Source organism: Pseudanabaena sp. FACHB-2040, from assembly GCF_014696715.1.
In the GTDB taxonomy this organism is placed as follows: Bacteria; Cyanobacteriota; Cyanobacteriia; order Phormidesmidales; family Phormidesmidaceae; genus JACVSF01.
Map to the genome: position 1 here is coordinate 110787 of NZ_JACJQO010000001.1, position 13640 is coordinate 124426.

Here is a 13640-nt window from a genome sequence, read left to right on the forward strand (position 1 = left end):
ACGTAATATTGCAGAGGATAAGGCTGAGTATATCAATCTGATATAGATTTAGTCATGTTTGAAATTGCGGCTCTTGGACTTCTTCAACGAGAACCCCTTCACGGCTATCGCCTGAAGCAGCAGCTTGAACTGTTCATGAGCGGCTGCATCAGCGCCAATTGTGGCACGATTTACCCCTTGCTCAGGCGGCTAGAGCAGCAGGGAGCCATTACGGTGGTCGGAGATGGCGCGTCTAACCGCAAGATCTACAGCCTCACGGATCAGGGTCGGGCGCAGTGGCAGCAGAAGATGATGGAGCACCCGCAGGAGAGCTGGGTGAATGCGCGATCGCGTTTTATGATTAAGTTCTTCTTTTTTGCATACATCGAGCCAAATCAGCGAATTAAGCTGCTGGCAAACCGCCTTGTCCTTTGCCGTCTACGGCTAGAGGACAAGGAAACACAGCCGCTGCCCAGCGACCCCTATCAGTCTGCAGCCTGGAGCTGGTTTGAAAATATGCTGCGCCAAGAGATCAGCTGGCTCACGCAGATGCTGGAGCAAGAACAGAACAAGCTGGAGGCTGCTGCCTATTCTGCCTCTGTAGATAAAACCTAGCCATAACCGCTCCCCTATACTGAAGGGGCGTTCCCCCGCAGGCTAAATTCTATGCCCGAGATACCGTTGCTCCAGAATGAGTTAACGCTTCAGGCGCAAATAGCTGCTTTGGAGCAGGAAAACTCTGCCTTGCGGGCCGCCCTTGTAGACAGCAGGAAACAGTCATCATCAGCGGCCTACGGCAGCAGCTCTCCTCCTGCCTCAGCGGATCGGCTGCTCCAGGCAACCGCGATCGCAGCCAACGCCTTACTCTCGATTGCTAACTTCGATGAAGCCGTCAGCACCGCTCTGCGAGTCCTTGGCGAAGCGTTAGGCAGCGATCGCATTAACGTCATCGAGAATTTTGATTCTCCTTCAGAGAGTTTTCCCCACTGGCGGGTTTTGTACGAATGGAATTCTCCTGGAACGGTTCCCCAGTTTTCTGATTTGGCTGCAGCTCAGGGTAGCTATAGAGAGATTCCGGAGCTTTTTGAGCAGCTGCAGCAAGGCCGCTCCCTGAGCTATTTACTTGAAGAAGCTCCCGAACCGTTTCGTAGCTCACAGGCTACGATCGGGGTGAAATCGACACAAATTGTTCCAGTTTATGTTGAGGGCAAATGGTGGGGAGTCATTGGGCTAGATGATTGTCGCCAAGCAAAACGGCGCAGTCCAGCAGAACTATCTGTATTGAAAATTGCCGCCGATTGCATTGGCAGTGCAATTCAGCGGGAGCGCACCCAGCAAACCCTGTTGCTAACAGAACAAGCACGCTCGGCTGAGCTAGAGCGCATCAACAGCGATTTTCAGCAGGCGATGACTCAACTTGCAGAATCGGAAGAACGATTTCGGATTCTATTTGAGTTAAGCAGCGAAGGATTTTACTACGTCGAGATTGACCCGCCTTGCCCAATCACTTTACCGATTGAAAAACAGTGTGAATGGCTATATCACAACATTCGTGTCACAAAAACAAATCCTGCGTTTGCTGCCATGTATGGCGTAGACAATCCTGAAGATCTAATTGGGGTGAGAAATGCCGATGTCCATGTCCCAAATTCCGAGAAAAATGCGGCGTTTATTCGAGGCATCGTAGAGAGTGGATACCGCTTCCGCAACGTAGAGACTGAGGAAGTTGATAGACAGGGGCGGCTACGCTACTTCCTCAACAGTGGGGTTTCTACTGTCCAAGATGGCTACGTAGCAGGGGGTTGGGGTACGCAGGTCGACATTACTGAGTTGCGTGAAACTCAGCAAATCTTTCTGCAAGCTGAACAGGCCCGAGCAGCAGAGTTGGCCGCAGCCAATGAAGAATTGAAGCAGCGCGATCGCCTCCTCTCGGTGGTTGCGGAAATTACCAAAGACCTCTTGGAAAACTCTGAGGTTGAAGCTGCGATCGCTCAGGCACTGCAAAGAATGGGTGAAGCCGCAAATATCAGTCGAGTAACGCTGATGCAGGAGCGCGTGGAAACCGGCAGCGGGCGGCTACAGCATCAGGTCATTCAAGAATGGGCCGCCCCAAACGTGCCCAAACAAATGGATGACCCATTAACTTGCGTAATGTACAACGACGATTACAGCGTTTTAGTGGATGAGCTTCGAGCCGGACGATCTGTGTGGCACACCCTCGAATATTTTCCTGAACCTGCTCGAAGCCAACAAGCCGACATTGGGGTGAAGTCAACCGGGGCAGTTCCGATTTTTATTGAAGGAGACTATTTTGGCTGCGTTGGCTTTGATGACTGCGTCGATTACCGCCAGTGGAAGACCCAGGAAATTGACGTGTTGGCTTCTGGGGCAGGCGCAATAGGAGCCTCTCTTCATCGCCAACAGTTAGTCGATCGCCTGGTTGAAGAACGCATTCAGGCCGAACAAGAACGCGCCACAGAACTGGCAAAAGCCAATGTTGCTTTGCGGGAAACCCTAGCTAGTTTGGCAGCCACTCAAGACATCAAGGGCTTTCTAAACGCCACTCTACGGGAGATTGCCCGTCAAGCAGGCGCGTGTGTCACCCACTTGTTTCGCTATGAGCCCGAAACCAATCAGCTGCAGCAAATTGGCTGTGTTCGAGATGGCAGCCTTTATCCCGACGGGCACCCCGATGATCCGGCCAGTTTTCACAGCGGATTTTCTGCCGACGTTACGCCTGCTTTTCGCCTGTTGCTAAAGCAGCGCAGCCTGATCTGGCAGGCAGCCGATCACCCAGATGAATATACGTGGCCAGACACTATTGCTTGGCATCGCAAAATGGGACACGTGGCTCACGCAGGTCAGGTGTTGGTAGCAGGGGATCAGCCGGTTGGCTTTTTGGGAATTGCTTTTTGCGATCGCACAACCCTGACCTTAGGACAAACTGAACTCATTCAAGCCCTAGCCAATCAAATGGCCCTAGCGCTAGAGCTAACTCGACTAGCAGAAGAAGCAAAACAGGCTGCGATCGCCCGCGAACAGAAGCAAGCCGCCCAAGACCGTGCCGCTGAGTTAGAGCGAACCAATGCCCAGCTACAGCAGAGCAAACGCCGTTTGCAAGACCTGCTCAACACCATGAGCGACTGGGCCTGGGAAGTTGATGAAAACGGCATTTACACCTTTGTAGATGAAAAAGTGTCCAAAATTTTGGGCTACCTTCCCGAAGAAATACTGGGTAAAACCCCGTTTGACTTCATGCCTCCAGATGAGGCAAAACGGGTGTCAGAGACATTCTCTACCATCGCCGCCGAGCAGGTAACCTTTAGCAGGCTAGAGAACCGAAATCTAACAAAAGATGGGCGTCAGGTAGTTTTTGAAACCAGTGGAACTCCTATGTTTAACCTGGAAGGCAAGTTTTCAGGTTATCGAGGAGCCGACTGCAATGTTACTGAGTTGAGGCACATGCAGGATGCCTTATTGCGGGCCGAACAAGAGCGGGCAGCAGAACTGGCCAGGGCGAATGATGCCCTGCGTCGCTCTCTTCGTCACCTTACGACAACTGACAATTTGCAATCGTTTCTAGTTGCTGTCTTGCAAGAATCTATTCAAGCCAGCGGCGCGGCTAGCGCTGGAGTATTTGTGTATCAGGCGGCCTCGCACACCTTACACATGACAGCACTTCTGTTGCACGGTGAAGTGATTGACGTTGCAACCGACCCACGGACTGAACCTTGGCAAACTCCCATCCCCGCAGACATTACCAATGCCTGGTACAGGCTAAGCCAGGAGCGACGGGTTATCTGGATCGACAACGACAATCCGCCACCCGAGCACTGGCCCATATCTCAAGCCTGGCATAAGCAGTTTGGGCATAAAAGCATTGCCGCCATTCCGCTTCTGATTGGCGAACACGCCTTGGGGTTTTTGGGACTATGTTTTACGACTTACCAGCAGCAAAACACTTCTAAACTAGAGCAATGTCGGGCGCTTACACAACACGCTGCATTGGCTCTGCAAATGTCTCAGCTCACAGAAGAAGCCAAACAAACAGGGATGCTAGAAGAACGCAACCGCATGGCCAGCGAAATTCATGACTCCCTGGCGCAGTCCTTTATGGGAGTGCTGATGCAGCTTCAAGCTGCTAATCGCTTCCTCTCCAATAAACCCGATCAAGCTCAAGCCTGCATCACCCGCGCTCAGACCCTCGCCAAAGAAGGATTGGCAGAGGCCCGGCTGTCAGTATGGTCGTTGTGCCAAGAAAGCACTAACTACTGCTTCATTGCCGAAACCCTAACCCGCGTGACAGAACAACTCACCACAGGTACCCCAATTCAGGCAATCGTCAAGATAGAGGGAACTCCCCACGGCCTACCCTCAGATGTTGGCATGAACCTGCTGCGGATTGCTCAAGAAGCGCTAACCAATACGCTGCGACATGCTCAGGCCAAAACCATTCAGGTTCACCTCATCTTTGCGGCTGATACAATTCAACTGCGAATTCAAGATGACGGTAAAGGATTTGACCTGCATCAGCGCAGCAATGGGTTTGGCTTAGGAAGTATGCGGCAACGGGCTGGGCAGATTGAGGCCCAGCTGGCCATTGATACCCAAACTGGATCTGGAACTGCGATCGCAGTCACCCTGCCTCTTTGCTAATCCTCCTTACAGCCTGCATTTACCATGTCTGCAGCCCTGTCCTCGTCCAGCTCAATTCGCCTCCTCTTGGCCGATGACCATCCTGTAGTGCGTCAGGGGCTGGCCCTGATTCTAGACAGTGAAGAGGATATGGCAGTGGTCGCTCAAGCCAGTAATGGGCAAGAGGCGGCCGACCTCTTCCGTCAGCATCAGCCCGATGTTGCGCTCTTAGACCTGCGAATGCCTCTGCTCAACGGCGTTGAGGCAACCGCAGCCATCCGGGCCGAGTTTCCCACTGCCTGCATTATTCTGCTTACCACCTACGACGGCGACGAGGACATTTATCAAGGACTGCGAGCAGGCGCAAAATCTTACCTGCTGAAGGACACACCCTGCGAAGAAATTATCGAGGCCATCCGGCAAGTTTGCCAAGGACGCAGGCATCTGTCACCCCATGTAGGAGAAAAACTGGCAGAACGCATGGAGCTGCCCCAATTAAGCGGTCGCGAACGCGAGGTGCTGCAGCTTATTGCCAAGGGCAGAAATAATTTAGAGATTGGCCAAGCCTTAAATATCGCTGAAAGCACCGTCAAGACTCATGTCAACAGCATTTTGGGCAAGCTCAGGGTGAGCGATCGCACCCAGGCCGCGATTCTGGCTTTGCGGCGAGGTCTGGCCAAGCTGTAGAAAAAACCCAACTAAAGTTGGAGAAATTTTCCCTCTTCAGTTGGAGCAACCCCTCCTCCTTTGTCTGGAATAAACTCAGATCTCTAGTCTGATTCCAAAATTGAGTACTTCCCACAAACTAAGCACAGATCGTTCAGGAGAACGCTGTGACTGTCCTTGCGCTACCTGTCAGCAGCCGAGATCATTCTCAAGGATTGGAAACAGCCGCCGTTACGCTAGTGGAATATGGGGACTATCAATGTCCTCACTGTGCTGAAGCCCATCAAATTGTTAGGAGCCTTCAACAGCAGCTGCAGGGGCAGATACAGTTTGTGTTTCGCCACTTTCCTTGCCCCGATCTTCACCCCCAAGCCCAACAAGCAGCAGAAGCTGTTGAAGCCGCAGCCGGGCAAGGTCAATTTTGGCAGATGCACCACTGCTTATTTACCCAACAGCACGCGCTCGAAGCGGCTGATTTAGTGGAATATGCAGCCGTGATCGGACTAGATGCGATGCAATTTTTGCGCGATCTAGCAGACCGTGTTTATGCCGACCGTGTGCAGCAAGACACTGCCAGCGGCATCGCCAGCGGGGTTAACCACACCCCCACCTTCTTTATTAACCGCACCCGCTACGACGGCAGCTGGGACAAAGTCACGCTGATGTCAGTCCTGAGGCAGCACTGTGAGGTTCCCCAGGATCAATGCTTTGACCATCGTACCTAGTCCAATTAATCAAAGCAAAGGTATTGCTAAGGGAACTCATTGAAAGCAGCGGTAGTTGCGATCGCTCTTGCATGAAGAATGCTTTGGAGGCATTTATGTCAACTCAATTCTCTACTTCAATTCTTGATAAAGCCAGTCAGGCTGCTCCTATAGCACATCATCTTTTACCCGTTCATACTTCTGAAATGGTTTTAACTTGCCCCAAAGGCTTAGATCAACTAAAACTGCAAAAGGCAATCGAATATATTCATCAGCACTTGACAGATGAAATATCTCTAGGATCAATTGCTGCCCATCTCAATATGAGCCGATTTCACTTCTGTCGTCTCTTTAAAGAATCTATGGGCGTCACGCCGTATCAATACCTGCTACAGATGCGGATCGAACAGGCCAAGCACCTGCTGTTGAAAGATAATTCTCGCGTTGCCGAAGTCGCAGTGGAGACAGGGTTTGCTGATCAGAGCCAGCTATCTCGTCACTTTAAGCGCCTTGTCGGAATTAGCCCAAAGCAATTTGTCCAACAATCTTCTAATCCGGCAACAAGCTGTTGAGCAAATATTGACTTTGCCTAAATGTTTCGGGACAGATTCTCTATCACGTGAAGTAATTCAAGCTAAGCACTTCAACGACAAGCGGTAAATCAGTTCGGGGGTCTCCGAAATCTTTAAATCTGGATGATATGGTAGCGATCTCTCATAAATACGGCATTGAGTTTTTGGAGTAACCCGATGGCTGCTATTTGCAAAACCAACGAATTACTGACATCGATCGACTTGTTTAAGACGGCTTCAAAGGATCAACAAGACACCATTGCTCAGCTATCTAACTATGTATCTAGGCTGACTAAAACTCAATCAGGTTGTGTTTCTGGCAGCATTCATCGCAGCATAGATGGGGAAAGAGCAATGTGCTATCTCCAGTGGCAAAAAGAGCAATACTATACTGATTTTAATAAATCTCAATCTGGCTATAAAGAGCTTGATCTACTAGATACCCACCTCTATGAAGTAGCAGTTTCTAAACCAGATGATGCAGACTTAACTATTCAGCCCGGACGTCTGCTGCATCTAGGCGAGTTTCGTTTGCTGCCAGAGAATCAACCTCGTCTGATTGCGCTTGAAGCAGAAATTCCAGAAATTTCACTCCAACACCCTGATTTACTATCTGTTAATTTTCATCGATCGCTGGATGGTACCCGTACCATGAATTACGGATTTTGGAGTAATTTCGATCGATTTGATTTGCTTTTAAAGGAAGAGCGGTTTAAGCCTGTGCGTGACTATTGGCAAGGCTTAGCAGAAAACGAGTTTCACCTTTACGAAGTCGCGGGCGTGTTTGAGCAGCGATAACGAATAAACAACATCAACTTAAACAACATGGCAGACAGCATTTTGATCTTAGGCGGTGGCTTTGTTGGTTTGTTCACAGCGCTGCATCTTCGACAGCTACAGTGTTCCTGCCCAGTAATTTTGGTCGATCGCTCTTGGTCGTTTGTCTTTAAGCCATTGCTCTACGAACTTCTTAGCAGCGAGGTTAAGCTGGAGCTGATCTGTCCTACCTATGATGAGCTACTGCATAACAGCGGCGTGACGTTTGTACTTGGCGCGGTTGAGTCAATTGATCTACGTCAGAAGCAGGTGCAGCTCAACTCTGGCTTGCAGTATTCCTACCGCCATTTGGTGATGGCCTTGGGCAGCACGACCGGCTATTTAGGTACACCAGGTGCAGAAGACCATTCCTTTCCATTTCGCGCCCCAGACGATGTCTTTGCTCTAGGTCAGCATTTGCGAAACCGGCTCCAGCTAGCTGCTCAAACTACGGCGATCGCGGGAGCAAACATCGCTCCTTCCCGACCTAGGGCTTGAGATCAGTTTGCTGAAACAGCGTAAGCTGTCCTGCTTTTGCTAAGACCGGTTCTTTGACTAGCACAACAGCAAGTCTTGACACTGGTTGACGCTTCTGCTCGCTCCGCTTAATTTCTACTCCCATCAGGCATTATCGAGTTATATTGCTAACAACCAGCCCTGATGCTCATCTTGGATGAACATACTGCCTGTGTCTAGCTGCGATCGCTGCTGCTTTTACGCCCACAATCCCTATTTAGTCTGCGCTCCCCATCCAACAGGGCCAGAAAGTAATCCCTGCCGAGATTTTGAAGAAGCTACCCCGGAGCAGCGACTGCAGGCAAAAGACTGGTTTTACCCCAGTAACTGGCTGCCCCTGCAAACCCGCCAGCGGCTAGCCGAGGAGGACTGGATGGCCTTTTGGACCGGCAATGAAGACGAGTCCCTAGATTGGGGACCTTAGATCCGGTTAGAGCAGGAAGTGCTCAATGGCATCAGCGACACCATCGACCTCAACCCCCGGCGCAACCCAGTCAGCCGCATCTTTTACCGGTTGAGGGGCATCTCCCATTGCCACCCCAATGCCTGCATACTGGATCATCTCCAGGTCATTAAAGTTGTCGCCGATGGTCATTACCTGATCGGCTCTGAGGTCTAGCAGTTCTTCTGCCAGATAGCGCACGGCAGCGCCCTTGTTGGCATGGGGGTGAGTTGCTTCAAAAAAGGTGTCTACAGAGCGGGTTAGGTACACCTCTTCTGGAGCATACTGCTGCCCCAGCTTAGACAGCAGGTCGGCAATCAGCGCAGTATCGGTGCTAAGGGCCAGCAGTTTAGTAGTTTCCAGCGTGCCATTCTGGTGCAGCAGCTGATGCAGATCGCCGGCAGCAATCGGCTCTACACCGGAGCGGGCAGCATAGGCAACGGTATCGTCGATAACGGCCCGCACATGAAGGGCATCGTCAATATAGAGGTGAATAGAAAGGGCACTTTGGGCTTCTAGAGGGGCTAGATGGGTCAAGATTTCCAAAGCCAGGTTGCGGGGCAGGGGGCTATGACGCAACAGCTTTTGGCTGCGAGGGTCTTTGATAAACGCGCCTTGGTAAGCCAGCAGCGGCAGGGTAGATTGAACCATTTCATGAAACCGTAGCGCCGATCGGTACATGCGCCCAGTTGCGATCGCAACCTTAATGCCCCGCGCCTGCACCGCCTGCACCCGATCTAGCACCCGCTCGGTAATCAGGTTAGAGTGTCCGGCCAGGGTGCCATCAATATCGAGTACCAGCAGTCGAATATCAGCGGTCATACGTTTTTGTATCCCTAAGGCCCGTCAACGCTCTCTATTATCTCCAGATTTGCGAAGCGATTGGGGGCAAGTGGGGACAACTTGACCTATCGGGGGTAGACTTGAGCACTTGTAGGCGTACTTTAATCTAAAGCCTGCTTCATGAGCCAGAGCGCCCATCCCCGCCAGATTACCTATCGACTGCTGTTGACTACCCTCTGGGCAGTGCTGCTGACCCTAACGGTAGAAGCCAGTGCCGGGTGGGCTAGCCAATCGTTGACCCTGTTAGCCGAGTCGCTGCATACGCTAGTAGACGGCTTTAGCACGCTGCTCAGCCTAATTGCGATCGCATCCCCCCAGCGGCCCTTGGGTCGAGAAGTGTGGGGCCACGGTCGGCTAGAGGTCGGCATAACGCTCATGTTGACAGGTTTTCTCGGTTTTACCGGAGTCAGTCTGCTGTGGGTTGCGCTGCGCCAGATTTATGGCGTTATGACCGGCAGTCGCACAGCCCTGCCTGTCAGCCTCGAACCTCAGATTGTGCAGTTCACGGCCATCATGGTCATTTTGACTGTGGCCCTAGGCATTTATTCCGGCTATCAGGCCCGCACCCTCGACAGCCTATCCCTGCGCCTAAACACGCAGCACTTTCTGCAAGATGCCTGGCTGAGCCTAGTCATGGTGGCCGTGCTGATCGCTATTCGGCAAGACCAACAGTGGCTAGATCCGGTATTTGCGATCGCGCTGCTGACGCTACTGCCGCGCAGTCTGTGGCGCGTTCTCAATGCCCAACTGCCTATGCTGCTTCAGCCCACCGCCATTGCCCCAGAAGCAATCTCCCACACCGCCACCCAGGTCGAAGGCGTCACCCGCTGCATCCGCATCCGCTCACGCGGTATGGTCGGACGTCAGGTGTGGATCGAACTGCACCTAGCCCTGCACCCCGAGTTTATGGACTCAGCCGAACACATCGGTGAGCAAATAGAGGCCGCCCTGCGCCAGCGCTACGGACCCTTGCGAGCTCAGATCTGGGTAGAAGAAACCCAGTCATACTCCAATCAATTCGCGGCCAACTCCAACCCTTTGGATTCTCCGGGGTATCCGCCTCATGCAGATTGGAACTAAGCCTGCATCGGTCCTAAATAGCGCGTCAAATACGGCGAAAAGACTTCATAAATCAGCGTCAGGGGTTTGCCGTGGTGCCAGAAAAGGTAGTGTCGCCCCCAGAAGGGGCCTTGCTCTCCAAAAGCGTCCTCTAACGGTTCAGAATGACCATAGTGTAGGCCCTGCACGTCTCGATAAAGCTCTGTGCGCAGTCGGGCTAGGCTGGCCCAGATTGGCAGAGAGCGGTTCTGCAAATACTCGTCTACGTGGCTGGCTTCCCACCAGGAGGTGGCGTAGGCTAGCCGTTGCCCGGAGGCTGTGCGCAGCCAGACCTGGCGACGTAAGCGGGGGCCAGGGACTGCCCGGAGAATATGGGGAGCACCATCGGGGTTCATGCCTACTGGCGACATATCAACTACATCAACCTCGGTGCGCTCTCGCGTCAGCAGGTGCAGGTGACGGGTGGGAGAACCGTCGCCCAGCAGCAGCATTTGCCAGGCGGGGGCCAGCTGATCATGGGGCAACCCTCCTTGAACCACGGTTTCACCTCCCTCCCAGAGGGGATCTAAGGCAAACCAGGAGGAGGCAAGGGCATCCGGTACAGGCTGATAGGCAGTGCTCAAAATGTGTTACAAAAGTTTATCTTCTAGCTCAATCATACTATTGACTGCTGAGTTCAACCAGCTAAACCCTAGAGGGCAGTTGAACTCAGCAGTGATGGGAAAGTTTAAGTGGGAAAAATTCATGCGGATGGCGAGACTCGAACTCGCAAGGCGTTAGCCACACGCCCCTCAAGCGTGCGTGTCTACCAATTCCACCACATCCGCAGGTCAGGAACTTGACCAGAAACGTCGTCAGTTCCGATTTACAACAATACCGCAAAAAGATCCCTTTGAGGAAATTAATTTGAGTTATTGGATTTGACTAATTTTCAGGCGCGTCTGCTCCCAAACTGCGTGATAGGATGAGCAACCGTCGTATGATTCAGAACATAGGCTTTGTAGGTTGACCGGCGGCGGCAATGAGCTACCCGCAGTTGACCCGAGCGCTTGCCGAATTCTCTCTGACTGTTAACCTAGCCGATGCATTTTTCGAAAATTCTGATTGCCAATCGTGGGGAAATTGCTTTACGCATCCTGCGGACCTGTGAAGAGATGGGAATTGCGACGGTCGCCGTCCACTCCACGGTAGATCGGCACGCTCTGCATGTGCAGTTAGCAGACGAAGCGGTTTGCATCGGGGAGGCCCCTAGCAGCAAAAGCTACCTCAACATTCCCAACATTATTGCGGCGGCGCTGACTCGCAACGCCAGTGCCATTCATCCGGGCTACGGCTTTTTGGCTGAGAATGCTCGGTTTGCAGAAATTTGCGCTGACCACAAGATTACTTTTATTGGCCCCTCCCCTGAGGCAATTCGGGCGATGGGCGATAAGTCTACCGCCAAAGAAACCATGCTGCGGGTGGGAGTGCCCACTGTTCCCGGTAGCGACGGCCTGCTGAGTAGTGAGAAAGAGGCGTTTGCGATCGCAAAAGACATCGGCCTCCCCGTCATTATCAAAGCCACCGCGGGCGGCGGCGGGCGGGGTATGCGCCTAGTGCGAGAAGAGAGCGAGCTCAGCCGAGCCTTTATGGCAGCACAGGGCGAGGCCGAAGCCGCCTTTGGCAACCCTGGCGTTTACCTAGAAAAATTCATTGAGCGGCCCCGCCACATTGAGTTTCAAATTCTGGCAGACAGCTACGGCAACGTCATTCACCTGGGCGAGCGCGACTGCTCCATTCAGCGACGACACCAGAAATTACTAGAAGAAGCCCCTAGTCCCGCGCTGACCCCTGAACTGCGGCAAAAAATGGGAGACGCTGCCATTCGAGCCGCCAAATCCATCAACTATGTTGGAGCAGGCACGGTCGAGTTCCTGCTTGATGGCTCCGGCCATTTCTATTTCATGGAGATGAATACCCGGATTCAGGTAGAGCACCCCGTCACCGAAATGATCACCGGCATCGACCTGGTAGCAGAGCAAATCCGCATTGCCCAAGGCGAAGCTCTGCCTCTCAAGCAAGAAGAAGTGACCCTACGAGGTCACTCCATCGAGTGCCGCATCAATGCCGAAGACCCCGACCATAACTTTCGGCCCAACCCAGGCCGCATCAGTGGCTACCTGGCTCCCGGCGGCATGGGCGTCCGCATCGACTCCCACGTCTACACCGACTACGAAATTCCGCCCTACTACGATTCCCTAGTCGGCAAGCTCATCGTCTGGGGTCCTGATCGACCGACTGCTATTAGGCGCATGAAACGGGCGCTTAGAGAGTGCGCTATCACCGGCGTTCCCACCACCATTGGTTTCCACCAGAAAGTTTTAGAAAATAAGGACTTTCTATCAGGAAACGTTTATACGAATTTTGTGAACCAAATGATGGGAATTTAGGGGAAAGATGCGGGAACGCGGGGGTTCAAGCTTTAAGGGGACTTTCCCAGGGTCGCTCACCTTCCCACTCGCCTGACCTCCGTCTTCATTTTTTCGTGTCTCCGCGTCCCCTCTCTCCGCGTCTCCTGCCTATCCCAGCATTCTCAAAATACCCTGCTGGCCCACCAGCAGCTCCCGTAGCAAGGTGACGATGCCGACCAAAATGATGGGTGAGATATCGACGCCACCAATCGGGGGCACGACCTTGCGCACGGGAATCAAGAAGGGTTCAGTCGGCCAATACACCAGGCTGAAGGGAAGCTTGTTCATTTCAGCTTGGGGATACCAGGTGAGCACAATTCGGAAGAGGAATAGCAGCGTCATCAGTCCCAGGCCTAATGCAAAACCCCAACTGGCTATCTCTGTCGCAGTCATACTCGATTAACCCCAATCCTGAACTCAAAATTCTAAGTAGTCGCTTCTCATTATCTTAAAGCTTTGTAAACTCCTCTGGTTTAGGAAGACAAAACTCTTTAGGCTTCTATAAGTCTTGTCCCTGCCTGATCCCAGTCTTGACAATCTTTTCAAAGGGCGAGCATACCGATAAGATAAGTAACAGACCTTTACTAGCTTTAGTGGGAACACCAGAGTTATGACACCTTCGTTATCCAATTTTCTCCTCAGCTTGGTTGCAGGCGCGTTCATCATTGTTGTTCCTGCTACTATTGTCCTTCTCTTTCTCAGCCAGCGGGACAAGATCCAGCGTGGTTAGGCTGGCTGCAGCTAACTAGACAGGTTCAAATCTTGTTAAGGGTGCACTTCGGTGTGCCCTTGCTAGTTTTTTCCATAGAAGTTTTTCTTGCTAAAGCAAAGTCTGATTTCCTCTGCCGTCTGGTTCAAGGCACATCTACTCCCTGAGAGGCTTCCATCAAGGGCCCAAAAGAGCTAGTTCAGCAGCGCTAAAGGCTTGATTTCATCGGGGACAAATCTGCCCAGGCTC

14 protein-coding genes and 1 tRNA gene are annotated in these 13640 nt (G+C 52.3%); 11 read left to right on the forward strand and 4 right to left on the reverse strand.

From position 1 onward, the window contains the following. Positions 1-54 precede the first annotated feature (54 nt). The 8 genes from H6G13_RS00465 to H6G13_RS00500 all read left to right on the forward strand — a co-directional run bounded on the left by H6G13_RS00465 (position 55) and on the right by H6G13_RS00500 (position 8312). The gene (locus H6G13_RS00465; RefSeq protein WP_190481043.1) at positions 55-594 is read left to right on the forward strand and encodes a PadR family transcriptional regulator; all 540 of its coding nucleotides are present in this window, start codon (positions 55-57) and stop codon (positions 592-594) included. Positions 595-645: 51 nt separating this feature from the next. Then, on the forward strand, positions 646-4635 hold the full coding sequence (locus tag H6G13_RS00470) for a PAS domain S-box protein (RefSeq protein ID WP_190481045.1): 3990 nt from the start codon (positions 646-648) through the stop codon (positions 4633-4635). A gap of 24 nt (positions 4636-4659) precedes the next feature. Continuing rightward, on the forward strand, positions 4660-5301 hold the full coding sequence (locus tag H6G13_RS00475; protein WP_190481047.1) for a response regulator transcription factor: 642 nt from the start codon (positions 4660-4662) through the stop codon (positions 5299-5301). A 146-nt stretch (positions 5302-5447) separates the two neighbouring features. Further along, positions 5448-6005 (forward strand): thioredoxin domain-containing protein, encoded by a 558-nt coding sequence (locus H6G13_RS00480; RefSeq protein WP_347277416.1) that lies wholly within the window; start codon positions 5448-5450, stop codon positions 6003-6005. A gap of 95 nt (positions 6006-6100) precedes the next feature. Continuing rightward, the gene (locus H6G13_RS00485) at positions 6101-6556 is read left to right on the forward strand and encodes an AraC family transcriptional regulator (protein WP_190481049.1); all 456 of its coding nucleotides are present in this window, start codon (positions 6101-6103) and stop codon (positions 6554-6556) included. A gap of 177 nt (positions 6557-6733) precedes the next feature. Then, positions 6734-7354: an antibiotic biosynthesis monooxygenase gene (locus tag H6G13_RS00490; protein WP_190481050.1), complete on the forward strand. Its 621-nt coding sequence runs from the start codon at positions 6734-6736 to the stop codon at positions 7352-7354. A gap of 27 nt (positions 7355-7381) precedes the next feature. Then, positions 7382-7870 (forward strand): FAD-dependent oxidoreductase, encoded by a 489-nt coding sequence (locus tag H6G13_RS00495; RefSeq protein WP_190481052.1) that lies wholly within the window; start codon positions 7382-7384, stop codon positions 7868-7870. 175 nt (positions 7871-8045) lie between these two features. Next, positions 8046-8312 (forward strand): hypothetical protein, encoded by a 267-nt coding sequence (locus H6G13_RS00500; RefSeq protein WP_190481054.1) that lies wholly within the window; start codon positions 8046-8048, stop codon positions 8310-8312. 6 nt (positions 8313-8318) lie between these two features. Here H6G13_RS00500 and H6G13_RS00505 read toward each other — a convergent pair whose 3' ends face one another. Continuing rightward, the gene (locus tag H6G13_RS00505; RefSeq protein ID WP_190481056.1) at positions 8319-9152 is read right to left on the reverse strand and encodes a Cof-type HAD-IIB family hydrolase; all 834 of its coding nucleotides are present in this window, start codon (positions 9150-9152) and stop codon (positions 8319-8321) included. A 141-nt stretch (positions 9153-9293) separates the two neighbouring features. Here H6G13_RS00505 and H6G13_RS00510 point away from each other — a divergent pair, with 141 nt between their 5' ends. Beyond that, on the forward strand, positions 9294-10253 hold the full coding sequence (locus H6G13_RS00510) for a cation diffusion facilitator family transporter (RefSeq protein ID WP_190481059.1): 960 nt from the start codon (positions 9294-9296) through the stop codon (positions 10251-10253). Here the strand turns inward: H6G13_RS00510 and H6G13_RS00515 are convergent. Beyond that, complete coding sequence (locus H6G13_RS00515) at positions 10250-10855, reverse strand: chorismate lyase (RefSeq protein WP_190481061.1); 606 nt, start codon at positions 10853-10855, stop codon at positions 10250-10252. The two genes, H6G13_RS00510 and H6G13_RS00515, sit on opposite strands and share 4 nt — an antisense overlap. A 122-nt stretch (positions 10856-10977) precedes the next feature. After that, positions 10978-11059: transfer RNA gene (locus tag H6G13_RS00520), tRNA-Leu, on the reverse strand. A gap of 255 nt (positions 11060-11314) precedes the next feature. On the opposite strand from H6G13_RS00520, the gene accC reads away from it, so the two are divergent. After that, positions 11315-12661 (forward strand): acetyl-CoA carboxylase biotin carboxylase subunit, encoded by a 1347-nt coding sequence (accC, locus tag H6G13_RS00525; RefSeq protein ID WP_190481064.1) that lies wholly within the window; start codon positions 11315-11317, stop codon positions 12659-12661. A 129-nt stretch (positions 12662-12790) separates the two neighbouring features. Here the strand turns inward: accC and H6G13_RS00530 are convergent, their stop codons facing one another. Continuing rightward, a complete protein-coding gene (locus tag H6G13_RS00530; RefSeq protein WP_190481066.1) occupies positions 12791-13075 on the reverse strand; it encodes a YggT family protein in 285 nt (94 codons plus the stop codon). A gap of 217 nt (positions 13076-13292) precedes the next feature. Between H6G13_RS00530 and H6G13_RS00535 the strand changes: the two genes are divergently transcribed. Continuing rightward, the gene (locus H6G13_RS00535; RefSeq protein ID WP_190481069.1) at positions 13293-13412 is read left to right on the forward strand and encodes a photosystem II reaction center X protein; all 120 of its coding nucleotides are present in this window, start codon (positions 13293-13295) and stop codon (positions 13410-13412) included. The last annotated feature ends 228 nt before the right edge of the window (positions 13413-13640 follow it).